11 protein-coding genes are annotated in these 24479 nt (G+C 66.3%); 4 read left to right on the top strand and 7 right to left on the bottom strand.

Annotated elements, in window-relative coordinates:
• Nucleotides 1-12 precede the first annotated feature (12 nt).
• The 6 genes from GWQ44_RS15830 to GWQ44_RS15805 are packed head-to-tail and all read right to left on the bottom strand — an operon-like array spanning nucleotide 13 to nucleotide 8339.
• Nucleotides 13-1998: an acetyl/propionyl/methylcrotonyl-CoA carboxylase subunit alpha gene (locus GWQ44_RS15830; RefSeq protein WP_275927751.1), complete on the bottom strand. Its 1986-nt coding sequence runs from the start codon at nucleotides 1996-1998 to the stop codon at nucleotides 13-15.
• 57 nt (nucleotides 1999-2055) lie between these two features.
• Nucleotides 2056-2853 carry an enoyl-CoA hydratase-related protein gene (locus GWQ44_RS15825; RefSeq protein WP_275927750.1) on the bottom strand — a complete coding sequence of 266 codons (798 nt, stop codon included), beginning with the start codon at nucleotides 2851-2853 and terminating at the stop codon, nucleotides 2056-2058.
• Entirely contained in the window at nucleotides 2850-4007 is a 1158-nt protein-coding gene (atuD, locus tag GWQ44_RS15820) for a citronellyl-CoA dehydrogenase (RefSeq protein WP_275927749.1), read from the bottom strand. The genes GWQ44_RS15825 and atuD overlap by 4 nt, the downstream gene beginning before the upstream one ends.
• 41 nt (nucleotides 4008-4048) lie before the next feature.
• Nucleotides 4049-5665 (bottom strand): geranyl-CoA carboxylase subunit beta, encoded by a 1617-nt coding sequence (atuC, locus tag GWQ44_RS15815; RefSeq protein ID WP_275927748.1) that lies wholly within the window; start codon nucleotides 5663-5665, stop codon nucleotides 4049-4051.
• 3 nt (nucleotides 5666-5668) lie between these two features.
• Nucleotides 5669-6538, bottom strand: coding sequence for an SDR family oxidoreductase (locus tag GWQ44_RS15810; RefSeq protein ID WP_275927747.1), 870 nt, complete (start codon nucleotides 6536-6538; stop codon nucleotides 5669-5671).
• Nucleotides 6539-6548: 10 nt separating this feature from the next.
• Nucleotides 6549-8339, bottom strand: a complete 1791-nt coding sequence (locus GWQ44_RS15805; protein ID WP_275927746.1) for an acyclic terpene utilization AtuA family protein — start codon at nucleotides 8337-8339, stop codon at nucleotides 6549-6551.
• A gap of 178 nt (nucleotides 8340-8517) precedes the next feature.
• Between GWQ44_RS15805 and GWQ44_RS15800 the strand changes: the two genes are divergently transcribed.
• From GWQ44_RS15800 to GWQ44_RS15790, 3 genes are all read left to right on the top strand, one after another.
• Nucleotides 8518-9153, top strand: a complete 636-nt coding sequence (locus GWQ44_RS15800; protein ID WP_275927745.1) for a TetR/AcrR family transcriptional regulator — start codon at nucleotides 8518-8520, stop codon at nucleotides 9151-9153.
• Nucleotides 9154-9237: 84 nt separating this feature from the next.
• The gene (locus tag GWQ44_RS15795) at nucleotides 9238-10032 is read left to right on the top strand and encodes an ABC transporter substrate-binding protein (protein ID WP_275927866.1); all 795 of its coding nucleotides are present in this window, start codon (nucleotides 9238-9240) and stop codon (nucleotides 10030-10032) included.
• Nucleotides 10033-10129: 97 nt separating this feature from the next.
• A complete protein-coding gene (locus GWQ44_RS15790) occupies nucleotides 10130-10477 on the top strand; it encodes a pyoverdine biosynthesis protein (RefSeq protein ID WP_103739975.1) in 348 nt (115 codons plus the stop codon).
• 7 nt (nucleotides 10478-10484) lie between these two features.
• Here the strand turns inward: GWQ44_RS15790 and GWQ44_RS15785 are convergent, their stop codons facing one another.
• Nucleotides 10485-11033 (bottom strand): RNA polymerase factor sigma-70, encoded by a 549-nt coding sequence (locus GWQ44_RS15785; protein ID WP_016966439.1) that lies wholly within the window; start codon nucleotides 11031-11033, stop codon nucleotides 10485-10487.
• A 374-nt stretch (nucleotides 11034-11407) separates the two neighbouring features.
• Between GWQ44_RS15785 and GWQ44_RS15780 the strand changes: the two genes are divergently transcribed.
• Nucleotides 11408-24424, top strand: a complete 13017-nt coding sequence (locus GWQ44_RS15780; protein ID WP_275927744.1) for a non-ribosomal peptide synthetase — start codon at nucleotides 11408-11410, stop codon at nucleotides 24422-24424.
• Nucleotides 24425-24479 lie beyond the last annotated feature (55 nt).

Raw genomic sequence — 24479 nt, 5'->3', positions numbered from 1 at the left:
TGCAGCATCCGCCTAGTGCTCCATTTCCGGGTCGCAGCCAAGCGATTGCACCTCCAGCAGGATTTGCCTGTTCTTGACCTGATCCCCAAGGTTGACCTGCAGCCGGGTGATCACCCCATCGATCCCGGCCTTGAGCGGGTGTTCCATTTTCATCGCCTCCAGCACCAGCAGCAGTTGGCCCTGGCTGACGCGCATGCCTTCGCTGACCTGCACATCGACGATGGCCCCGTCCATGGGCGCCTTGAGGGTGCCGCTGTGGGCGTTCGACTGGTTCTGTACCGGCGCGTGGCTCAGGTCCTGCAGGTGCAGGCTGCCACTGGCGCTGCCCAGCCACAGCTCACCGTCCTGCAGACAGTAGGCGTAGTGGCGCCGGATGCCATTGACCTCCAGGCTGGCCCGGCGGCCATCGGCGGCGCAGATTTTCACCTCGTGCAGCCGATCCGCCTGCCGCACCTGCAACCGGCCGGTTGCCGAAGCGCCCAGTTGCAGCGACCACTGCCGCTCACCCAGGCCCAGGCGATAGTGCAGCGGCACGCCGGCCTGATTGCGCCAGGCGCGAAGGGCCGCGCCGTGCTGGCTGGCGCTGTGCTGATAGAGCAGTGCCGCGGCGATCGCCAGTTCCTCGTCGCCGGGCACCTGAGGTTGCAGGCTCGGATCCTCGGCAAAATGTTCAGCGATAAAGGCAGTGCTGAACCGGCCGCTGGCAAATACCGGGTGCCGCAGCAGAGCGGCCAGCAGCCGGCGATTGCTCTCAAGCCCCAGCAGTACGCAGTCTTCGACCCCGCGCAGGAGCTTGCGCCGGGCTTCCTCGCGGGTGGCGCCGTGGGCGATCAGCTTGCCCAGCATCGGGTCGTAGAACGGGCTGATCCACTGGCCTTCCTGCAAACCATGGTCGGTACGCAGCCCTGGCGCCGGCTCCCAGCGCAGGATCTGGCCGGTCTGCGGCAGAAAGTTCTGCGCCGGGTCTTCGGCGTACAGCCGTACCTCGATGGCGTGCCCCTTGAGCTGCACCTGCTCCTGGCTCAATGGCAGCGGCTCGCCGGCGGCCACTTGCAGTTGCAGGGCCACCAGATCCAGGCCGGTCACCAGTTCGGTCACCGGATGCTCGACCTGCAAGCGGGTGTTCATTTCCAGAAAGTAGAACTGGCCGCGGGCATCCAGCAGAAACTCCACGGTGCCGGCCCCGACATAATTCACCGCGCGTCCGGCCTGGAGCGCCGCCTCGCCCATGGCCCGGCGCAGTTCCTCGGTCATCACCGGGCAGGGCGCTTCCTCGATGACCTTCTGATGGCGGCGCTGGATCGAGCAGTCCCGCTCTCCCAGGTAGATCAGCTGACCGTGGTGGTCGCCGAACACTTGCATTTCCACGTGCCGGGGTTCGATCAGCGCCTGTTCCAGAATCAGCTCGTCGCTGCCGAAGGCGTGCAGGGCTTCCGAGCGCGCGGTACGGATCTGTTCCAGCAGGTCTTCATGCCGCTGCACCAGGCGCATGCCGCGCCCGCCACCGCCGGCGCTGGCCTTGATCATCAGCGGATAACCGATGCGCTGGGCTTCACGCTGCAGGGTCGGATCATCCTGGTCTTCGCCCTGATAGCCCTGGATGCAGGGCACACCGGCTTCGAGCATGGCGATTTTTGAGCGGCGCTTGCTGCCCATCAATTCAATGGCGGCGGCGCTGGGGCCGATGAAGGTGATGCCGGCGGCGGCGCAGGCGGCGGCGAATTCGTGGTTCTCCGAGAGGAAGCCATAGCCCGGGTGGATGGCATCGGCGCCGCTGCGACGGGCAGCGTCGAGGATCGCCTCGCCGTTGAGGTAGGACTGCTGCACCGGGGACGGGCCGATGTGCAGGGCTTCGTCGGCCATGTGCACATGCAGGGCCTCGGCGTCGGCGTCGCTGTACACGGCCACGGTGCGATAGCCCAGGGCCTGGGCGGTGCGCTGGATGCGGCAGGCGATTTCGCCGCGATTGGCGATCAGGATCTTGTTGAAGGTGGGCATACAGGCTCCCGGGAGTCGGTGGGGGGCGTTGGCCGGCGAGCCGGCTTCTACACGGTGTCAGCTGGCCCAGGCCGGTTGGCGCTTCTGCACGAATGCCAGGGTGCCCTCGACGCCTTCTTCGCCCATGACCGCATTGGCGAAGTCGCTGGCGGCCTGATCCAGCAACGGGCCCCGGGGCTGTTCGACACTGGCCAGCAGCAGGGCCTTGGTCGCCGCATTGGCCCCGGGAGCGCAGCGCAGTACCTGGGCCAGTTGCTGCTCCAGGCGCTCCTGCAGGGCCTGGGCATCGGGCTCGACAAAGTGCACCAGCCCCAGGCGCAGGGCCTCGGCACCGTCGAAGCGGGCGGCGGTCAGGGTCAGGCGCCGGGCCTGGGTCAGGCCGATGCGCTGCACCACGAACGGGGCGATTTGCGCCGGCAGCAGACCGAGGCTGGTTTCCGGCATGCCGAACTGCGCCGATTGCTCGGCAATGGCGATGTCGCTGACACAGGCCAGGCCGAAGCCGCCGCCCAGCACCGCCCCTTGCAGCAGGCAGATCAGCACCTGGGGCACCCGTTGCGCTTCTTCCAGCAGGGCGCCGAAGGCCCGGTTCAAGTCGCGGTAGGCGCTGCTGCCGTGGGCGCGGGCGCCGGCCATGTCCTTGAGGTCGCCGCCGGCGCAGAAGTGGCCGCCAACGCCACGCAGGACCAGGGCGCGGATGTTCCTGCGGTCACGGACCGCGGCCATCACCGTGCGCAGTTCCGCAACCATCTGCAGGCTCATGGCATTGCGGCTCTCGGGGCGGTTGAGGCGGATGGACAGCACGCCGTTGTGCAGCTCCAGCAGCAGGGTCTGGCAGGTCGGCAGCGGGCTCATTTCTTTTTCCCCGGCAGGATGCCCATGAGTTTGCAGATGATCCCCAGCATGATCTCGTCGGCGCCGCCGCCAATGGACACCAGGCGCACATCGCGATAGGCCCGGGCCACCGGGTTGTCCCACATAAAGCCCATGCCGCCCCAGTACTGCAGGCAGCTGTCGCTGATCTCGCGGCCCAGGCGCCCGGCCTTGAGCTTGGCCATGGAGGCCAGGCGGGTCACGTCCTGGCCGCGCACGTACTGCTCGGTGGCCTGGTAGACCAGGGCCCGCAGGCACTCGATCTCGGTGGACAGTTCGGCCAGGCGGAAGTGGATCACCTGGTTGTCGATCAACGGGCTGCCGAAGGTCTTGCGCTCCTTGCAGTATTCGATGGTGCTGTCGACGCAGTACTCCAGGCCCTTGAGCATGTTCGCCGCGCCGAACAGCCGTTCCTCCTGGAACTGCAGCATCTGCATCATGAAGCCCGCGCCTTCATGGCCGATGCGGTTGCGCTGGGGCACCCGCACATTGTCGAAGAACACCTGGGCGGTTTCCGAGCTGCGCATGCCAAGCTTGTCCAGGTGCGAACTGAGGCTGATGCCCGGGGTGTTCATCGGCACCATGATCAGCGACTTGTTGATGTGCGGCTTGTCGTCCGAGGTATTGGCCAACAGGCAGATGAAGTCGGCGCTGGGGGAGTTGGTGATCCACATCTTGCTGCCGTTGATCACGTAGTCGTCGCCGTCCTTGCGCGCATGGGTCTTGAGCCCGGCGACATCGGAGCCGGCGCCGACCTCGGAGACGCCGATGCAGCCCACCTGCTCGCCGCTGATGGCCGGGCGCAGGAATTGCTCGCGCAGCTCATCGGAGCCGAAGCGTGCCAGGGCTGGGGTGCACATGTCGGTCTGCACGCCGATGGACATGGGAATGCCGCCGCAATGAATGGTGCCGAACTCCTCGGCGGCGACGATCGAGTAGCTGTAGTCCAGGCCCATGCCGCCGAATTTTTCCGGTTTGGAGATGCCCAGCAGCCCCAGCTCGCCGGCCTTGCGGAAAATCTCGTGGATGGGAAAGCGCCCGGCCTTCTCCCATTCCTCGACATGGGGGTTGATCTCGCGGTCGACAAAATGGCGCACCGTGCGCCGCAGTTCTTCGTGTTCCTGGGTGAAGATCATGGGGTTCTCCTTCAAGTGGGGTCAGACCGCGAAAGGCTCTTTTAAAACCGCGCCACGCCGAAACTGTTGGGCTGCAAGGTGCGGGCGTCGGCCTCATGGCAGATATCCAGCAGGTAGCCCAGCAGGGTGCGGGTATCCCGGGGGTCGATCAGCCCGTCGTCCCACAGGTTGGCGCTGCCGTACAAGGCCGTGGACTGGCTGTCGAGTTTCTGCGCGGTGACCTGCTCCAGCATGTCGAGCATCTTCGGGTCGGCTTCCTGGCCGTTCTTCGCATGCTTGGCCTCGGTGACGATGCGCAGCACCTTGCCGGCCTGGGCGCCGCCCATCACCGCGGTGCGGCTGGTGGGCCAGGCGAAGATGAAGCGCGGATCCAGGCCGCGACCGCACATTGCGTAGTTACCGGCGCCGTAGGAGCCGCCGACGACGATGGTCAGCTTCGGCACCCGGGCATTGGCCACCGCCTGGATCATCTTCGCCCCGTGCTTGATCACCCCTTGCTGCTCGGATTCGGTGCCCACCATGAACCCGGTGGTGTTGTGGAAGAACAGCAACGGCGTGCGGCTCTGGTCGCACAGCTGGATGAACTGCGCGGCCTTGCTCGCACCCTGGGGCGTGATCGGGCCGTTGTTGCCGATAAAGCCGCAGGCCCGGCCCTGGATCTGCAAATGGCCGCACAGGGTCTGGGCGTCGAACTCGCCCTTGAACTCCAGAAACTGCGAACCGTCCGCCAGGCGCGCGACGATTTCCCGGGCGTCGTAGGGCTTTTTCGGGTCAAAGGGAATCAGCCCCAGCAACTCGTCGATGGGGTACAGCGGTTCGTTCCAGGTCCGCGCCGGCTGCACCGGCAATTGGGCATTCCACGGCAGCAGGCTGACGATCTCGCGGACGATGCGGATGCCGTCGGCATCGTTCTGCGCCAGGTACTCGGCGGTGCCGGCGACCTGGGCGTGCATCTCGGCGCCCCCCAGTTGTTCGTCGGTGGCCACTTCACCGGTGGCGGCCTTGAGCAGCGGCGGCCCGGCGAGAAACAGCTTGGCCTTGCCGCGCACCACCACCACGTAATCCGAGAGCCCGGGCTGATAGGCGCCACCGGCGGTGGCCGAGCCGTGGACCACGGTGATCTGCGGCAGGCCCATGGCCGACATCCGTGCCTGATTGGCGAAACTGCGCGCGCCCTCGACGAAGATTTCCGCGGCGTAGTTGAGGTTGGCGCCACCGCTTTCCGCCAGGGTCACCACCGGCAGCTTGTTCTCCATGGCGATCTGTTGCAGGCGCAGGGACTTCTTCAGGCCGCTGGGGGAGATGGTCCCGCCCTTGATCGCGCTGTTGTTGGCCACCACCAGCATGCGCACCCCGCACACATAACCGATGCCGGCGATCAGCCCGCCGCCGGCCTGGCTGCCGTCCTTGTCGTCGTGCAGCTTGTAGCCGGCCAGGCTGGCCAGTTCGAGAAAGGGCGCGCCGGGGTCCAGCAGCAGGTTGAGGCGCTCCCGGGGCAGCAACTGGCCGCGCTGGTCGAACTTGGCCTTGGCCTCGGCCGCCTTGTTCAACAGGTCTTGCTGCAATTGCTGCACCTGTTGCAGGCCCGCCAGCATCGCGTCGCGGTTCTCGGCGAACGACGGGCTGTGGGGATCGAGCTGGGACTGGATCACCGGCATGACTTATTCCTCGCCCTTGAGCACATCGGGCAGGTAGGCCCGGTGAAAACCGTTGTACGACTCACTGTTGCGCGCCTTGCTCAACGGCCAGGCCCGGCTGCCGAGGCTGGCTGCGCCATCGATGCGCAGGGTGCTGCCGCTGATAAAGGCCGCGCCGGGGCTGAGCAGAAAGACAATGGCTGCGCTGACTTCCGATTCCGTGCCAATGCGCTTGAGCGGCACGTGCTCGCGCAGGGTGGGGATCACCGCCTTGAACGCGCCTTCATACGTGTCCATGCCGCTGGAGGCGATCCAGCCCGGCGCCACGGCGTTGACCCGAACCCCGGCATGGCCCCATTCGTAGGCGGCAGTCTTGGTGAAGTTGTCCATCCCCGAGCGGGCCGCGCCGGAGTGGCCCATGCCGGGCATGCCGCCCCACATGTCGGCGAGCATGTTGACGATGCTCCCGCCGTGGCGACTCATGGACTGGTTGAACACTTCCCGGGCCATGAGGAAACCGCCCACCAGGTTGGTGCGCAGCACGGTTTCGAAGCCTTTCTGGTTGATCGAGGCCAGCGGCGCCGGGTACTGGCCGCCGGCATTGTTCACCAGGCCGTGGATCGGCCCAAAGTCCTCGATCAACTGCGCCACCAGGGCCTTGACCGCGTCCTCGTCGCGAATGTCGCAGGCCTGCCAGTGGGCCAGGCCGCCGTCTTCGGCAATCTCGCCTGCGACCTTCTGCAGTTTTTCCGCCTTGCGCCCCACCAGCAGCACCCGGGCGCCGAGGGCCGCCAGTTCGTGGGCGGTGCAGCGGCCGATGCCACTGCCGCCGCCGGTGACGATGACGGTCTGGCCGGCAAACAATCGGTCTTTGAAAATCGAGTCGTACACCACGGCCACTCCTTTAATTGACGGCGTCGGCGATGCGCTGCGGCACCGGGATCTGGATCTCCAGCAATTGCTGGGCGAAGGCCTTGCCTTGCGGGTCGATGCGCAGGCTGGCGACACCGCCGCCGCCCAGGGCGTTTTCCAGCAGGAAGTTGAGGCTGTGAGTGCCCGGCAGGTACCAGCGCTGCACGCGGCCGTGAACCGGGTCCAGCACGTGGCCCATCCAGTCCGCCAGCACCTCCGGAGTCAGGGCTTCGGCGATCCACGGCAAGTAGTCGGGATGACGCGCCAGCACGCCGATGTTGCTGTGGTTGCCCTTGTCGCCGGAGCGCGCCACCGCCAGCTTGATCAGGGGCACGCTGGCATCGGGGCGGCCTTGGGGCTTGGGCAGTGAATGCGCGGCGGGCAGGGCGCTGGCGTCCAGGCGGTCGACTTCGGGCAGGGCGCAGGGATGACGCTGGCCGGCGAGGTCGATTTCCAGGTGGCAGGCGTCCTTGTCCAGCAGGAACGAGAACAGGCGGATGACCGGATAGACCGTGGGCCGCCCGCCGACAATTCCGGTCAGGCCGGGGGCCATGCCGGTGGCGGCCTGGGCGATTTCCCGGGAGAACAGCACCAGCGCCGCCTTGTGCGGATGGCGCACCGCCAGCTTGATCACCACTTCGCGGCTGTCCTGGCGGCGGCCGTGGGGACCGTAGGTGGCTTCGCTGCCCAGCAGCTCGATATTGACTTCGCTGTAGTCCGGCCAGCCACGCTGGGCGAACATCTCGCGGGTCTTGTCGATGATCGCCCGGCTGACCCGGTGCGCCTTGGCCACCGCATCGATCCCGGCCATCAGGCAACTGGCGGTGCAGCGGAAGCCGTCGGGGTAGGTGGCGCTGACCTTGTACTGATGGCTGGGGGGCAGGCCCTTGGCGCCCTGGACCCTGACCTCGTTCGGCGCCTGCTGGTGCAGTTGCACCTCGGAGAAATCGCACACCACATCCGGAAGCAGGTAAGCCTGTGGATTGCCGATTTCGTACAACAGTTGTTCGCCAACCGTCAGCGGGCTGATCAGCCCGCCGCTGCCTGGCGCCTTGCTGACCACGAACTGGCCGTCGGCGTCGACTTCGACGATGGGAAAGCCGATGTGCTCGTAGTCCGGCACCTCGTGCCAATCGGTGAAGTTGCCGCCGGTGCACTGGGCGCCGCATTCGATGATGTGCCCGGCCAGGGCGGCCTGGGCCAGGCGGTCGTAGTCCTGCCAGGACCACTTGAACTCGTGGACCAGGGCGGCGCTGACCACCGCGCTGTCGACGCCGCGCCCGGTGATCACGATATCCGCCCCCAGGCCCAGGGCTTCGACGATGCCCGGGGCGCCAAGGTAGGCATTGATGGAGACGCACATCGGCGGCAGGGGCGCGCCGCTGAACATTTCCTCGATGCCGGCGCCGGCCAGTTGCTTGAACTGTGGTTGCAGGTCGTCCCCCAGCAGTACGGCGATCTTCAGCGGCACCCCGGCCTGCTCGCAGGCGGCGCGCAGGGCACTCGCACAGGCTTGGGGATTGACCCCGCCGGCATTGCTGATGACGCGGATCTTCTGTGCATGGATCGAGCCCAGCAAGGGCGTGAGCACCTCGACGAAGTCCGTGGCGTAACCGGCGTTCGGGTCCTTCATGCGTGCCCCGGCCATGATCGACAGCGTGATCTCGGCCAGGTAGTCGAACACCAGGTAATCCAGGCGTCCGCCTTGCACCAGTTGCGCGGCGGCACTGCTGGTGTCGCCCCAGAAGGCGCTGGCGCAGCCGATTCGTACGGTCTTGGTCATGGCAGGGCTCTCGGAAAAAGAACTGCGAGGAGGCTACCAAGCAAGCGCTTGGTTTGTAAATGGGCCGATGGATTCTTCTGCCCAAGCGCTTGCTTGGTGATCCCGGGGGGCTTAAATTGCGCGCGCTACAGCCGGTTTCAGGCTGGGCTCTTGATGAAGTGACGCTAGGAGAACACCGGTGGACGAGCAAAAAGCCTTGCAGGTGGTACGCGAGCTGATTGCCAGCGGGCAAGTGACCGATCCCGACAGTGCCCGGGGCAAACTGTTGCAGACCGCCGCCCATCTGTTTCGCAACAAGGGCTACGAACGCACCACGGTGCGCGACCTGGCCAGCGCGGTGGGCATCCAGTCCGGCAGCATCTTTCACCACTTCAAGAGCAAGGACGACATCCTGCGGGCGGTGATGCAGGAAACCATCCACTACAACACCGCCCTGATGCGCGCCGAGCTGGCCGAGGCCGGCAGCGTGCGTGAGCGGGTGCTGGCGCTGATCCGCTGCGAACTGCAATCGATCATGGGCGGCAGCGGCGAAGCCATGGCGGTGCTGGTGTACGAATGGCGTTCGCTGTCCGCACAAGGTCAGGCCGAGGTGCTGGCCCTGCGCGACATCTATGAACAGATCTGGCTCCAGGTGCTGGGGGAGGCCAAGGCCGCCGGGTTTATCAAGGGCGATGTGTTCATCACCCGGCGCTTTCTCACCGGCGCCTTGTCCTGGACCACCACCTGGTTTCGGGCCCAGGGCAGCATGACCCTGGAGCAGTTGGCCGAGGAGGCTCTGCTGCTGGTGCTCAAGGATCATTCGCACGCCGATTGAATCTGCAGTGCAACATTGTCGACGAGCCTTAAAGCGCCTAGCTTTAGAGCATTCTTTTTCTATTGTCCGAGGTGGGTTGCCTTGATCTCCTTGTCGTTGCGATCAGCCTTGCGAATGCTTTTGCTGGCGCTGGTAACCCTTTGGGTCTGTCCGGTCTTCTCGGCGCAGCTGGTACGGGTCGCGGCGGCGCATTTTCCGCCCTACACCATCCGTCCTGAAACCGGTGCCGACACCGGCTTGCTGCCGCAGTTGGTGGAGGCCCTGAACCAGTCCCAGAACAAGTACCAGTTCGTCTTGGTGCCGACCTCGATTCCCCGGCGTTTTCGCGATTTCGAACAAGGCCGGGTCGACCTGGCGATCTTCGAGAACCCGGCCTGGGGCTGGAAGGACATTGACCACACCAGTGTCGACATGGGCCTGGAGGATGCGGAGATCTTCGTCGCCCAGCGCCAGCCTGGCCGCGGCCAGGAATATTTCGCCGACCTCAAGGGCAAGCGCCTGGCACTGTTCAGCGGCTATCACTACGCCTTTGCCCAGTTCAACGCCGACCCCAAGTACCTGGCCGACACCTACAACGCCACGCTCACCTATTCCCACGACAGCAACCTGCTGATGGTCCTGCGGGGCAGGGCGGACATTGCCCTGGTGACCCGCTCCTACCTCAGCGACTTTCTGGTCCGCAATGCCGAGAACAATGACCAGTTGCTGGTGTCCCAGCGCATCGATCAGGTCTACCACCACTACAGCCTGATCCGGCCCCAGGCGCCGATCAGCGCCGAAGACTTTGCCGGGCTGCTGCAAACACTGCGGGCCAACGGCCAGTTGCGCAAAATCTTCGATCCCTACCGCATCGTCGTGATGCCCGTGCCCCACGCCTGAACCCCGGGGGCTGCCCGGGCTCCCTCAAGGGCGCGCCTAAATTTCTCCCGCCGGTCCACGTCACTTGCTTGAATGCCCTTTGACGCTGAGGCCTGCCATGTCCCTTGTAAGTCCGCTGAGTGTCCAGGCCCTGTCGGCGGCTGCGCTGTCGGGCATCGATGAGGTCGGCGCCCGGTGCCGGTTGTTCCCGGCATGGCCGGGCCGGGGCCAGGAGTCCATGGCACTGGGCCCCCAGGCCGAACGGCAGGATCAACTGGCGTTCTGGCTGTCGGCCCAGGTGCACGCGCTGTACCTGGACCCGCCGGGCACGCCGCCACCGGCGTTCGCCCACGTCGATGCCTGTGCCGGGCAAAACCGTTGTCGGTACTGCCGGCAGGACTTCGATCTTGTGCACAAACGTGCCGCGTTGCTGGTGCTGGGGCGCAGTGGCCTGCTGGAAGGATGAGCGGCGCTCAGCGCCTGGCGAAGGTGTCGGGGCGATTGCCCGAGACTTTGCGGCAATGCACCAGGGCATCGCGAATCATGAAGTTGACCAGGGTCGGCGAAACCCCCAGTTCCTTGGCGATGTCCTTTTGCGGCACGCCGTGCAGGCGATACATCTCGAAGGCATAGCGGGTGCGACTGGGCAGCTCGGTCAGGGCATCGGCAATGTGTTCCAGGGTGGAAAAGTTCATGTGCGAGGTTTCGGGCGAAGCGCCATGAATCACCACATTCAAGCCTTCTTCTTCAGTGCCTGAATACTTCAGCTCCAGTGCCTGCTTGCGGTAATGGTCGATGGCCAGATTGCGCACGATCTGGAACAGATAGCTGAGCTGGGCCTTGAACGAGGAGGTGATTTGCGGGGCCGACTGCAGGCGGAAAAAGGCGTCCTGGACCACGTCTTCAGCCCGGGACCGGCAGCCGGTAATCCGGGCTGCGATCTTCACTAGGATCAGACGGTTGTCGACAAAAGCCTGGAGTAACGGTGAATCGCACCTGCTTGTGGATACTGGTTCCGTCATGGAAATCACCTTGTTGCAAAGAGGTAAGTGGGACGCCAGAAAAATCTGACCCGTCCTACACATCGAGCGACAAATTAGGCTGAATGATAATGATTGTCAATTGAGAAAAAGAACTAATGCTCTCTAGCGGTGCAGATTGAGAACAGCGGCTCATTCAGGGGGCGGAGCGGGTCTTGCCAGGGCCCATGGGGACTAATTATTTGCCGAGGTCATCCGTTCCCATGGGAGAAAGATTCCGGGCAGCAAGCCCGGGCGCGGCGCCTTGCGGATGCCTATGACCTGTTGCCAACCCGTTGATTTTTAAGTGGGTTGCCAGGGGCATGGCTGGGCAGGGCCCGCCCTCCATCGCAAGCACACTCCTGGCAGGAAACCCCATGACGGACGCGTTCGAACTCCCCAGCACCCTGGCCCAAGCCCTTCAACGCCGGGCAGTCCTGGCCCCTGATCAAGTGGCGTTGCGGTTTCTCGCCCAAGAGCAGGAGCAGAGCGTGGTCCTCAGTTACCGGGACCTGGATCTTCGTGCGCGGACCATTGCCGCGGCCCTGCAAGCCAATGCCGAATTCGGTGATCGCGCGGTGCTGCTGTTCCCCAGTGGCCCGGACTACGTCGCGGCGTTCTTCGGTTGCCTGTACGCCGGGGTGATCGCAGTGCCGGCCTACCCGCCAGAGTCCACACGGCGTCATCACCAGGAGCGGCTGCTGTCGATCCTGGCCGACGCCGAGCCACGGCTGTTGCTGACCAGCGCCGGGCTGCGCGATGCGCTGTTGCAGATGGACGAACTCAAGGCCGCGGGCGCGCCGCAACTGCTCTGTGTGGACACCCTGGACGCCGGGCTGGCCGAAGACTGGCAGGCGGTTGAGCTTAAGGACCACGACATAGCCTTCCTGCAATACACCTCCGGCTCCACCGCGCTGCCCAAGGGCGTGCAGGTCAGCCACGGCAACCTGGTGGCCAACGAACTGCTGATCCGCCGTGGTTTCGGCATCGACCTCAACCCGGACGACGTGATCGTCAGCTGGCTGCCGCTGTACCACGACATGGGCCTGATCGGCGGCCTGCTGCAACCGATCTTCAGTGGCGTGCCCTGCGTGCTGATGTCGCCGGCCTATTTCCTGGCCCGGCCGGTGCGCTGGCTGGAAGCGATCAGCGAATACGGCGGCACCATCAGCGGCGGTCCGGATTTCGCCTACCGCCTGTGCAGCGAGCGGGTCAGCGAATCGGCCCTGGAGCACCTCGACCTCAGCCGCTGGCGCGTGGCCTATTCCGGTTCCGAGCCAATCCGCCTCGACACCCTGGAAGGCTTTGCCGAGAAGTTCAGCGCCTGCGGTTTCAGCGAGCAGCATTTCCTCGCGTCCTACGGTCTGGCTGAAGCCACCCTGTTCGTCGCCGGTGGCGTGCGCGGCCAGGGCATCCCGGCCCTGCGCCTGGACGACCAGGCCCTGGCGCAGAACCGCGCCGAGCCGGGGCCGGGCAGCGCCATGATGAGTTGCGGTTTCAGCCAGCCTGAGCACGCGGTGCTGGTGATGGACCCACAGCAGCTCGGCGAATTGCCTGACAACCGCATCGGCGAAGTCTGGGCCGCCGGGCCGAGCATTGCCCACGGCTACTGGCGCAATCCCGAGGCCACGGCCAAGACCTTTGTCCAGCACGCCGGCCGCACCTGGCTGCGCACCGGCGACCTGGGTTTCCTGCGTGACGGCGAACTGTTCATCACCGGGCGCCTGAAGGACCTGCTGATCGTGCGCGGGCACAACCTGTATCCCCAGGACATTGAAAAAACCATCGAGCGCGAAGTGGAAGTGGTGCGCAAGGGCCGGGTGGCGGCGTTCGCGGTCAGCGACCAGGGCCAGGAAGGCATTGGCATCGCCGCAGAAATCAGCCGCAGCGTGCAGAAGATCCTGCCCCCCGAAGCGCTGATCAAGGCCATCCGCCAGGCCGTGGCCGAAGCCTGCCAGGAAGCCCCCAGCGTGGTGGTGCTGCTCAACCCCGGGGCCCTGCCGAAAACCTCCAGCGGCAAGTTGCAGCGTTCCGCCTGCCGCACACGGTTGGCCGATGGCAGCCTGGATCATTACGCGCTGTTCCCGCAGGCCGGTAGCGCAACAGCGGACGCCGTAGCAAGCACGGGTGACGCGCTGCAAACCCTGATCGGGCGGATCTGGCAGGAACAACTGCAATGCGCGGCAGTGGCCGCCGACGATCACTTCTTCCTCCTGGGGGGCAACTCGATTGCCGCCACCCAGGTCACGGCCCGCCTGCGCGAGGAACTGGGCCTGGAGCTGAGCCTGCGGTTGTTGTTCGAAGCGCCGACCCTGGGCGCCTTCAGCGCTGCCGTGGCGTGCCTGCAACAGGACGGCGGCGTGGCCCAGGGCAGCATCCAGGCCCTGTCGCGCCAGCAGCCGCTGCCCCAATCCCTGGCGCAGAACCGCCTGTGGATCACCTGGCAACTGGACCCGCAGAGCAGCGCCTACAACATTCCCGGCGGCCTGCGCCTGCGCGGTGAGCTGGACGAAGACGCCCTGCGCAGCAGCTTCCAGCACCTGCTGCAACGCCACGAAGCGCTGCGCACGCGGTTCTTCGAGCGCGATGGCCAGGCCCTGCAACAGGTAGATGCCGCCGGCGAATTCAACCTGCAGGTGATCGATATCAGCGACCTGCCTGTGGCCGAGCGCGAAGCCCGGGCGCGGCAGATCCGCGAAGACGAAGCGCGCACCCAGTTCGACCTGGAAAGGGGCCCGCTGTACTGGGCGACCCTGATCCGCCTGGACGATGAAGAGCACCAGTTGCTGCTGACCCTGCACCACATCATTGCCGACGGTTGGTCGCTGAATGTGCTGATCGACGAGTTCTCCCGGCTCTACGCCGCCGCGGTCCAGGGCCAGCGCCTGGAGCTGGCGCCCCTGGCCCTGCAATACGCCGACTACGGCAGCTGGCAGCGCCAGTGGCTGGCCCAGGGCGAAGGCCAGCGCCAGCTGGACTACTGGAAGCAGCAACTGGCCGACGAGGCCCCGGTGCTCAACCTGGCCACCGATCACCCGCGTTCGGCCCAGATCCGCCACAGCGCCGCGCGCCACAGCCAGCGCCTCGGCGTGAACCTCAGCGAGGCCGTGCGCCAGACCGCCCAGGCCTGGCAGGTCACGCCGTTCATGCTGTTGCTGGCCACCTTCCAGACCCTGCTGCACCGCTACAGCGGGCAGAGCGAGATCCGCATCGGCGTGCCCAACGCCAACCGCCCGCGCCTGGAAACCCAGGGCCTGCTGGGCTTCTTCATCAACACCCAGGTACTGCGCGGCCAGCTGGATGGGCGCCAGACCTTCGCCGAACTGCTGCAACAGACCCGTCGCAGCGTCCTTGAGGCCCAGGCTCACCAGGACCTGCCTTTCGAACAGTTGCTCGAAGCCTTCCCCGACGCCCGCGAGCAAGGCCTGTTCCAGGTCATGTTCAACCACCAGCAGCGCGACCTCAGCGCCTTGCGCCGTCTGCCCGGTCTGCTGGCCGAAGAGCTGCCGTGGCACAGTCGCGAGGCCAAGTTCGACCTGCAACTGCACAGCGAGGAAGACCGCAACGGCCGCCTGAGCCTGGCCTTCGACTACGCCGACGAGCTGTTCGACGCGGCGACCATCGAGCGTCTGGCCGAGCACTTCATCAGCCTGCTGGAGCATGCCTGCCAGCAGCCGGACAGCGCCCTGGGCGACTTGCCGTTGCTCGGCAAGGCGGAAGCGGCGCAACTGCAACAATGGAGCGTGGCGCCTTGCGCGAGCGCCGAACGCTGGTTGCCGGAACGCCTGCATGAACAACTGCAGCAGACCCCGGAGCGCACCGTGCTGCTCTGGGACGGCGGGCAACTGAGCTTTGCCGAACTCCACGCCCAGGCCAACCGCCTGGCCCATTACCTGCGGGACAAGGGCGTCGGCCCGGACGTGTGCGTGGCCATCGCCGCCGAGCGTTCGCCGCAACTGCTGATCGGCCTGTTGGCGATCATCAAGGCCGGCGGCGCCTACGTGCCCCTGGACCCGGATTACCCCGCCGAGCGCCTGGCCTACATGCTCGAAGACAGCGGCGTGCAACTGCTGCTGACCCAGACCCATCTGCTGGGCCAGATGCCCCAGGCCCCAGGTATCAGCACCATCGCCCTGGACAGCCTCAAGCTCGACAGCTGGCCGAGCCACGCGCCGGGCCTGCACCTGGATGGCGAGCACCTGGCCTATGTGATCTACACCTCCGGTTCCACCGGCCAGCCCAAGGGCGTCGGCAACACTCATCGTGCCTTGATGGAGCGCCTGCAATGGATGCAGGACAGCTATCAATTGCAGGCCGACGATGTGTTGATGCAGAAGGCCCCCATCAGCTTCGACGTGTCGGTGTGGGAGTGCTTCTGGCCGCTGATCACTGGTTGCCGCCTGCTGATCGCTGCCCCTGGCGAGCACCGCGATCCCCATCGCATCGCCCAGCTGGTACGGGAATATGGCGTGACCACGCTGCACTTCGTGCCGCCGCTGTTGCAGTTGTTTGTCGATGAGCCGCTGAGCGCCGAATGCCACAGCCTGCGCCGGGTGTTCTCCGGTGGCGAAGCCTTGCCCGCCGAACTGCGCAACCGGCTGTTGCAGCTGTTGCCGAACGCGCAACTGCACAACCGCTACGGCCCTACCGAAACCGCGATCAACGTCACCCATTGGCAGTGTTCGGTGGAGGACGGCGAGCGCTCGCCCATTGGCCGGCCGTTGGGCAATGTGCTGTGCCGGGTGCTGGATGCCGAACTCAACCTGCTGCCGGTCGGGGTGCCCGGCGAGCTGTGCATCAGTGGGCAGGGCCTGGCCCGGGGTTACCTGGGACGCCCGGCGCTGACCGCCGAACGCTTTGTGGTCGACCCCCTGAGTGAGGAGGGCGCGCGCCTGTACCGCACCGGCGATCGGGTGCGCTGGTGCGCCGACGGCGTGCTGGAATACCTCGGCCGCCTCGACCAGCAGGTCAAGCTGCGGGGCTTTCGGGTCGAGCCGCAGGAAATCGAAGCGCGGCTGCTGGCCCAGGACGGCGTGGCCCAGGCCGCGGTGCTGGTGCGCGACACCGTCGCCGGCCCGCAGTTGATCGGCTACTACACCGCCCAGGCCAGCGACGAAGATGAAACCGAGCAACGCGCTCGGCTGACAAGCGCCCTGGCCGCCGAACTGCCGGAGTACATGGTGCCGGCGCAACTGCTGCGCCTGGAGGCCATGCCCCTGAGCCCCAGTGGCAAGCTGGATCGCCGGGCCCTGCCGGAGCCGCAATGGCAGGTGCGCGAACACGTCGAACCGAGCACCGATCTGGAGCGGCAGATCGCGCAGATCTGGCGCGAAGTGCTGGGCCAGCCACGGATCGGCCTCAAGGATGATTTCTTCGCCCTGGGCGGGCATTCGCTGTTGGCCACCCAGATCATTTCCCGCACCCGCCAGGCCTGCGACGTCGAGCTGCCACTGCGGGCGCTGTTCGAAGCCAGCGAGCTGGGGGACTTTGCCGAACAGGTGCTGCTGATCCAGCAGTCCGGCGCGCGCAACCAGCAGCCGCCGATTGCCCGGGTCGACCGCAGCCAGCCGGTGCCGCTGTCCTATTCCCAGCAGCGCATGTGGTTCCTCTGGCAGATGGAGCCCGACAGTCCGGCCTACAACGTCGGCGGCATGGCGCGGCTGTCCGGGGTGCTAGACGTGGGGCGCTTCGAGGCCGCGTTGCAAGCGTTGATCCTGCGCCACGAAACCCTGCGCACCACTTTCCCCAGCGTCAATGGCGTGGCCCATCAGCAGGTGCAGGCCGACACCGGCCTGCGCATGGCCTGGAAGGACTTCTCGGCCCTGGCTCCGGATGCCCGGCAACAACGCCTGCAACAACTGGCGGACAGCGAAGCGCACCAGCCCTTCGACCTGGAGACCGGCCCCTTGCTGCGTGCCTGCCTGGTCAAGGCCGGCGAGCAGGAACACTACTTCGTCCTGACCCTGCACCACATCGTCACCGAAGGCTGGGCCATGGACATCTTCGCCCGCGAGCTGGGCGCGCTGTACGAAGCCTTCCTCGACGACCGCGAGTCCCCGCTGGAACCCTTGCCGGTGCAGTACCTGGACTACAGCGTGTGGCAGCGCCAGTGGCTGGAGTCCGGCGAGCGTCAGCGCCAGCTGGACTACTGGACCGGGCAACTGGGCCGCGAACACCCATTGCTGGAGCTGCCCAGCGACCGGCCGCGTCCCGCAGTGCAAAGCCACCAGGGCGAGCTGTACCGCTTCGATTTGAGCGACGAACTGGCGGCCCGGGTGCGCGCCTTCAATGCCGAGCACGGCCTGACCCTGTTCATGACCATGACCGCCGCACTGTCGGTGCTGCTGTACCGCTACAGCGGCCAGAGCGACCTGCGCATCGGCGCGCCGGTGGCCAACCGCATCCGCCCGGAAAGCGAAGGGCTGATCGGCGCCTTCCTCAATACCCAGGTGCTGCGTTGCCAGCTCGACGGGCAGATGAGCGTCGGCCAGTTGCTGGAGCAGGTGCGCCACACCGTGATCGAGGGCCAGTCGCACCAGGACCTGCCCTTCGACCAACTGGTGGAAGCCTTGCAACCGCCGCGCAGCACCGCCTACAACCCGCTGTTCCAGGTGATGTGCAACGTCCAGCGCTGGGAATTCCAGCAAAGCCGGCAACTGGCGGGCATGACCGTGGACTACCTGGTCAACGATGCCCGGGCCACCAAGTTCGACCTCAACCTGGAAGTCACCGACCTGGATCAACGCCTGGGCTGCTGCCTGACCTACAGCACCGACCTGTTCGATGAGCCGCGGATTGCGCGCATGGCCGCCCATTGGCGCAACCTGCTGCAGGCCCTGATTGACGATCCGCAACGGCGCCTGTGCGAACTGCCGCTGCTGCACGCCGAGGAACAGCAACAACTGCTGGACAGCCTGAGCGTTGAGCCCGGCGAGCAGCGCCTGGACCAGTGCATCCACCACCTGTTCAGCGAACAGGCCCTGGCCCGTCGCGACGCCCCGGCCCTGACCTTCGCCGGGCAGACCCTGAGCTACAGCGAACTGGACAGCCGCGCCAACCGTCTGGCCTGGATGCTGCGCGAGCGTGGCGTGGGCCCGCAAGTGCGGGTCGGCCTGGCCCTGGAGCGCTCCCTGGAGATGGTCGTCGGCCTGCTGGCGATCCTCAAGGCCGGTGGCGCCTACGTGCCCCTGGACCCGGAATACCCCCTGGATCGCCTGCACTACATGATCGAAGACAGCGGCATTGGTTTGCTGCTGAGCGATGCGCGGATGTTCGCCGCCCTGGGTGAGTTGCCGGCGAGTGTCGGTCGTTGGTGCCTGGAGGAGGACGGCGCGTTGCTGGCCGACTACCCGGCCAGCGAATTGCCCTTTATCAGCCTGCCCCAGCATCAGGCGTACCTGATCTACACCTCCGGTTCCACCGGCCAACCCAAGGGCGTGGTGGTGTCCCACGGGGAAATCGCCATGCACTGCCAGGCGGTGATCCGCCGCTTCGGCATGCGCGCGGACGACTGCGAGCTGCACTTCTATTCGATCAACTTCGACGCCGCCACCGAGCGCCTGCTGGTGCCGCTGCTCAGCGGCGCCCAGGTGGTACTGCGGGCCCAGGGCCAGTGGGACGCCGAGGAAATCTGCCAACTGATCCGTCAGCACCGCATCAGCATCCTCGGCTTCACCCCGAGCTACGGCAGCCAGTTGGCCCAGCATCTGGCCACCCAGCAGCAGACCCTGCCAGTGCGCATGTGCATCACCGGCGGCGAGGCCCTGACCGGCGAACACCTGCAACGCATTCGCGCGGCCTTCCAGCCGAGCCTGTTCTTCAACGCCTACGGCCCCACCGAAACCGTGGTCATGCCCCTGGCCAGCCTGGCGCCGCAGCAGTTGGCCGAAGGCGTGGCCAGCGTGCCCATCGGCCGCATTGTCGGGGCGCGGGTGGCTTACATTCTCGATGCCGATCTGGCGCTGGTGCCGCCCGGCGCGACCGGTGAGCTGTATGTCGGCGGTGCCGGCCTGGCCCAGGGTTATCACCGTCGCCCGGGGATGAGCGCCGAGCGTTTCGTGGCCGACCCGTTCGCCGGCGATGGCGGGCGCCTGTATCGCACCGGCGATCTGGTGCGCCAGTGCGCCGATGGCCAGTTGGAGTACATCGGCCGGGTCGACCATCAGGTGAAGATTCGCGGTTTCCGCATCGAGCTGGGAGAGATCGAAACCCGTCTGCTGGATCATCCGGCCGTGCGTGAAGCGGTGGTGCTGGCCCTGGACACCCCGGCCGGCAAACAGCTGGCCGCTTATCTGGTGACCGAGGTGGCCGGGCACAACGAGGCGCAGCAGGCCAACCTGCGTGAAGCCCTCAAGCAGCAGCTGAAAACCCAGTTGCCGGACTATATGGTGCCGACCCATCTGATCCTGCTGGAGAGCATGCCGCTGACCGCCAACGGCAAGCTCGACCGTCGCGCCCTGCCATTGCCGGACCCGGAGCTCAACCGCCAGCAGTACGTGGCGCCGAGCAATGATCTGGAGCAGACCCTGGCCAGGGTCTGGGGCGAAGTGCTGAACGTGCGGCAAGTGGGCCTCAACGACAACTTCTTCGAACTGGGGGGCGACTCGATCCTGTCGATCCAGGTGGTCAGCCGTGCCCGCCAGCTGGGGATTCACTTCACCCCGCGGGACCTGTTCCAGCATCAGACCGTGCACACCCTGGCGCGGGTCGCGAGCCGCAGCCAGCGTGTCAGCGCCGAGCAGGGCCCGCTCAGTGGCGAAGCGCCGCTGACGCCGATCCAGCACTGGTTCTTCGACAGCCGTATTCCCCAGCCGCAGCACTGGAACCAGGCGCTGCTGCTGGAGCCGCTGGGCGTGCTCGATGCACAACTGCTGGAGCAAGCGCTGCTGGCGGTGCTGGAGCAGCACGACGCCCTGCGCCTGCGTTTCTCTCAAGCGGACGGTCAGTGGCGCGCCGAGTACCTGCCGCTGTCCGACGCGCCGGTGCTGTGGCAAGTGCGGGTGCCGTCCATGGCCACCTGCGAGGCGCTGTTCGCCGATGCCCAGCGCAGCCTCGACCTGGAACACGGGCCGCTGCTGCGGGCGGTGTTGGTGGACGGGCCGGAAGGCGAGCAGCGCTTGCTGCTGGCGATCCACCATTTGGTGGTGGATGGCGTGTCCTGGCGCGTGCTGCTGGAGGATTTGCAGAACGCCTATCGTCAGCTGCAAGCCGGACAGAGCCTGAACCTGCCGGCCAAGACCAGCGCCCTGCGGGACTGGTCGAGCCGCCTGCAAGCCTATGCCGGCAGCGAATCCCTGCGTGAAGAACTGAACTGGTGGCAGCAGCAACTGGCCGGCCCGGCCGCGCAATTGCCGGGCTTGAATGCCGCCGGCCGCCAGCAGCATCAGCAGGCCCAAAGCCACAGCGTGACCCTGGATGCCGAGCGCACCCGGCAACTGCTGCAACAGGCCCCGGCGGCCTACCGCACCCAGGTCAACGACCTGCTGCTGACCGCCCTGGCCCGGGTGCTGTGCCGCTGGAGCGGGCAGCCTTCGGCCCTGGTGCAACTGGAAGGCCACGGCCGCGAGGCGCTGTTCGACGAGATCGACCTGACCCGTAGCGTCGGCTGGTTCACCAGCGCCTATCCGCTGCGCCTGACCCCGTTGCAAGTGGAAGAAGCGGCCGGGCAGGGCGCCTCGATCAAGGCCATCAAGGAACAACTGCGAGCGGTGCCGCACAAGGGCCTGGGTTATGGCGTGCTGCGCTACCTGGCCGATGACGCCTGCCGCGAGGCTTTGGCGGCGCTGCCGCTGGCGCCGGTGACCTTCAACTACCTGGGCCAGTTCGACCAGAGCTTCGGCGCCGATGCCTTGTTGCGTCCGCTGGATGAGTCCGTTGGTCCGACCCATGCACCGGAAGCACCGTTGCCCAACGAGCTGAGCATCGACAGCCAGGTCTATGGTGGCGAGCTGGTGCTGCGCTGGACTTACAGCGGCGAACGTTTCGCCGCCGAGCTGATCGGCGAACTGGCGGACGCCTACCTGGGCGAGCTGCACAGCCTGATCGCTCATTGCCTGAAGGACGATGCCGGTGGCCTGACGCCGTCGGACTTCCCCCTGGCGCGCCTGACCCAGGCCCAGCTCGATGGCCTGCCGGTGCCGGCTGTGCAGATCGAAGACGTCTACCCGCTGACCCCGATGCAGGAGGGCATGCTGCTGCACACCCTGCTGGAGCCGGGCACCGGCCTGTATTACATGCAGGACCGCTACCGCATCAACAGCGAGCTGGACCCGGAGCGTTTCGCCCAGGCCTGGCAGGCGGTGGTGGCGCGCCACGAGGCCTTGCGCGCGTCTTTTTGCTGGAATGTCGGCGAAGACATGCTGCAGGTTATCCACAAGCCGGGCCGCACCCCGATCGAGTTTCTCGACTGGAGCGCGGTGCCCGAAGCCGAGCAGGAACCCAAGCTGCAAGCCCTGCACAAACAGGAGCGCGAGGCCGGTTTCGATCTGCTCAATCAGGCGCCGTTCCACCTACGGCTGATCCGCGTCGGCGCGGCCCGTTACTGGTTCATGATGAGCAACCACCACATCCTCATTGATGCCTGGTGCCGCTCGCTGCTGATGAACGACTTCTTCGAGATCTACACCGCCCTCGGCGAAGGCCGTGAGGCACAGCTGGCGGTGCCACCGCGTTACCGCGACTACATCGGCTGGCTGCAACACCAGAGCCTGTCCGAGGCGCGGCAGTGGTGGCGGCAGAACCTTGAGGGCTTTGAACGCACCACGCCGATCCCCAGCGACCGGCCATTGCTGCGTGAACACGCCGGTGACAGCGGCGGCATGATCGTCGGCGACTGTTACACCCGCCTCGATGCCCGGGACGGCGCGCAACTGCGCGAGCTGGCGCAGCAGCATCAGCTGACCGTCAACACCTTCGCCCAGGCGGCCTGGGCCCTGGTGCTGCGGCGCATGAGCGGCGATCGCGACGTGCTGTTCGGCGTCACCGTGGCCGGGCGTCCGGTGGAGATGCCGGAGATGCAACGCACCGTCGGTCTGTTCATCAACAGCATCGCCTTGCGGGTCAAGCTGCCCGAGGAGGGCCAGCGTTGCAGCGTGCGCCAGTGGCTCGGCGACTTGCTCGACAGCAACATGCAACTGCGCGAATACGAGTATCTGCCGCTGGTGGCGATTCAGGAGTGCAGCGAACTGCCCAAGGGCCAGCCGCTGTTCGACAGCCTGTTCGTGTTCGAGAACGCCCCGGTGGAAGTCTCGGTGCTGGACCGCGCCCAGAGCCTGAACGCCAGTTCGGATTCCGGCCGTACCCACACCAACTTCCCGATCACCGCGGTGTGCTACCCGGGGGATGACCTGGGCCTGCACCTGTCCTACGACCAACGCTACTTCGAGCAGGCGACCATCGAGCGCCTGCTCGGCGAGTTCAAGCGCCTGCTGCTGGCGCTGATGCAGGGCTTGCATGGCGACATGGCCGAACTGCCGCTGCTGGGTGAAGAGGAGCAGGACTTCCTGCTGGCCGGCTGCAACCAGAGCCAGCATGAGTACCCGCTGCAGCGCAGCTACGTGGAGCTGTTTGAAGCCCAGGTGGCGGCCCATCCGCAACGCATCGCCGCCAGTTGCCTGGACCAGCGCTACAGCTACGCCGAGTTGAACCGCTACAGCAACCGCCTGGGCCATGCCTTGATCGCCAACGGCGTGGGCTTTGACCAACCGGTGGCGCTGCTGGCCGAGCGCGGCCTGGAACTCTTGGGCATGATCATCGGCAGCTTCAAGGCCGGGGCCGGCTACCTGCCCCTGGACCCGGGCCTGCCGAGCCAGCGCCTGGGGCGCATCATCGAGCTCAGCCGCACGCCGATCCTGGTCTGCACCGCGGCCTGCCGCGAACAGGCCCAGGCCCTGCTGGACGAGTTCGCCTGTGCCGGACGGCCACGGCTGCTGGTCTGGGAAGAGCTGCAAGCCGCTGGGCATACCGAGCACAATCCGGGCCGCTACAGCGCGCCGGACAACCTCGCCTACGTGATCTACACCTCCGGCTCCACCGGCCTGCCCAAGGGCGTGATGGTGGAGCAGCGCGGCATGCTCAACAACCAGCTGAGCAAGGTACCGTACCTGCACCTGAGCGAAGCCGACGTGATCGCCCAGACCGCGTCCCAGAGCTTCGACATTTCGGTCTGGCAGTTCCTTGCCGCACCGCTGTTCGGCGCCCGGGTCGACATCGTGCCCAACACCATCGCCCACGATCCCCAGGGCCTGTTGGCTCACGTCCAGGAGCAGGGCATCACCGTGCTGGAGAGCGTGCCGTCGCTGATCCAGGGCATGCTCGCCCAGGACGCCATTGCCCTGGATGGCCTGCGCTGGATGCTGCCCACCGGCGAGGCCATGCCACCGGAGTTGGCGCACCAATGGCTGCTGCGTTATCCACAGATCGGTTTGGTCAACGCCTACGGTCCGGCGGAGTGTTCTGATGACGTGGCCTTCTTCCGGGTGGACCTGGCTTCGACCCGGGGCGCCTACCTGCCCATCGGTACGCCCACCGACAACAACCAGCTGTACCTGATGGACGAAGCCCTGGAACTGGTGCCCCTGGGCGCCGTCGGCGAGTTGTGCGTGGCTGGTACCGGTGTCGGCCGTGGCTACGTCAGCGACCCAGTGCGTACCGCGCTGGCCTTCGTGCCCCATCCGTTCGGTGGGGCGGGCGAACGCCTGTACCGCACTGGCGACCTGGCACGCCGGCGCAGCGACGGCGTATTGGAATACGTTGGCCGGATCGACCATCAGGTGAAGATCCGCGGCTACCGCATCGAGCTGGGCGAGATCGAAGCGCGCCTGCATGAACAGCCGGAACTGCGCGATGCCGCCGTGGGCGTGCAGGAAGGGGTCAACGGCAAGCATCTGGTGGGCTACCTGGTGGCCAGTGACTCAAGCCTGAGCCCGAGCGAATGCCTGGAGCGGATCAAACCGCGTCTGCGCGCCGAGCTGCCGGAATACATGGTGCCGCTGCACTGGCTGTGGCTGCAGCGCCTGCCCCTCAACGCCAACGGCAAGCTCGATCGCAAGGCCCTGCCGGCCCTGGAGATCGGCCAGTTGCAAAGCCAGGACTATCAAGCGCCGGGCAATGAACTGGAGCAAACCCTGGCCGATATCTGGGCCGAGGTGCTCAAGGTCGAGCGGGTGGGCGTGCGCGACAACTTCTTCGAGTTGGGCGGGCATTCCCTGCTGGCGACCCAGATCGCCTCGCGGGTGCAGAAAACCCTGCAACGCAACGTACCGCTGCGGGCCATGTTCGAATGCAGCACGGTGCAGGAACTGGCCGCCTACATCGACGGCCTGGGGGCCAATGCAATCAGCGAGGAGAAAGTGGATCGGCTGAGCGACCTGATGGCCGAACTGGAGGGCCTGTAGAACAGTTGTGGCGAGGGAGCTTGCTCCCGCTGGGTGGCGCAGCCACCCCAAAGGC

Origin of the sequence: Pseudomonas sp. 3MA1, from assembly GCF_029237275.1 — a bacterium.
Lineage (GTDB): Bacteria > Pseudomonadota > Gammaproteobacteria > Pseudomonadales > Pseudomonadaceae > Aquipseudomonas > Aquipseudomonas fluorescens_AP.
Note: the sequence above shows the minus strand (reverse complement) of the source record. Positions and strands in the feature narration are given on the sequence as shown.

Excerpts from the sequence above, each read along its gene's own strand:
- GWQ44_RS15830 (WP_275927751.1), bottom strand. The coding sequence starts at position 1,998 with ATGCCCACCTTCAACAAGATCCTGATCGCCAATCGCGGCGAAATCGCC.
- GWQ44_RS15825 (WP_275927750.1), bottom strand. The coding sequence starts at position 2,853 with ATGAGCCCGCTGCCGACCTGCCAGACCCTGCTGCTGGAGCTGCACAAC.
- atuD (WP_275927749.1), bottom strand. The coding sequence starts at position 4,007 with ATGATCTTCACCCAGGAACACGAAGAACTGCGGCGCACGGTGCGCCAT.
- atuC (WP_275927748.1), bottom strand. The coding sequence starts at position 5,665 with ATGCCGGTGATCCAGTCCCAGCTCGATCCCCACAGCCCGTCGTTCGCC.
- GWQ44_RS15805 (WP_275927746.1), bottom strand. The coding sequence starts at position 8,339 with ATGACCAAGACCGTACGAATCGGCTGCGCCAGCGCCTTCTGGGGCGAC.
- GWQ44_RS15790 (WP_103739975.1), top strand. The coding sequence starts at position 10,130 with ATGTCCCTTGTAAGTCCGCTGAGTGTCCAGGCCCTGTCGGCGGCTGCG.
- GWQ44_RS15785 (WP_016966439.1), bottom strand. The coding sequence starts at position 11,033 with ATGACGGAACCAGTATCCACAAGCAGGTGCGATTCACCGTTACTCCAG.
- GWQ44_RS15780 (WP_275927744.1), top strand. The coding sequence starts at position 11,408 with ATGACGGACGCGTTCGAACTCCCCAGCACCCTGGCCCAAGCCCTTCAA.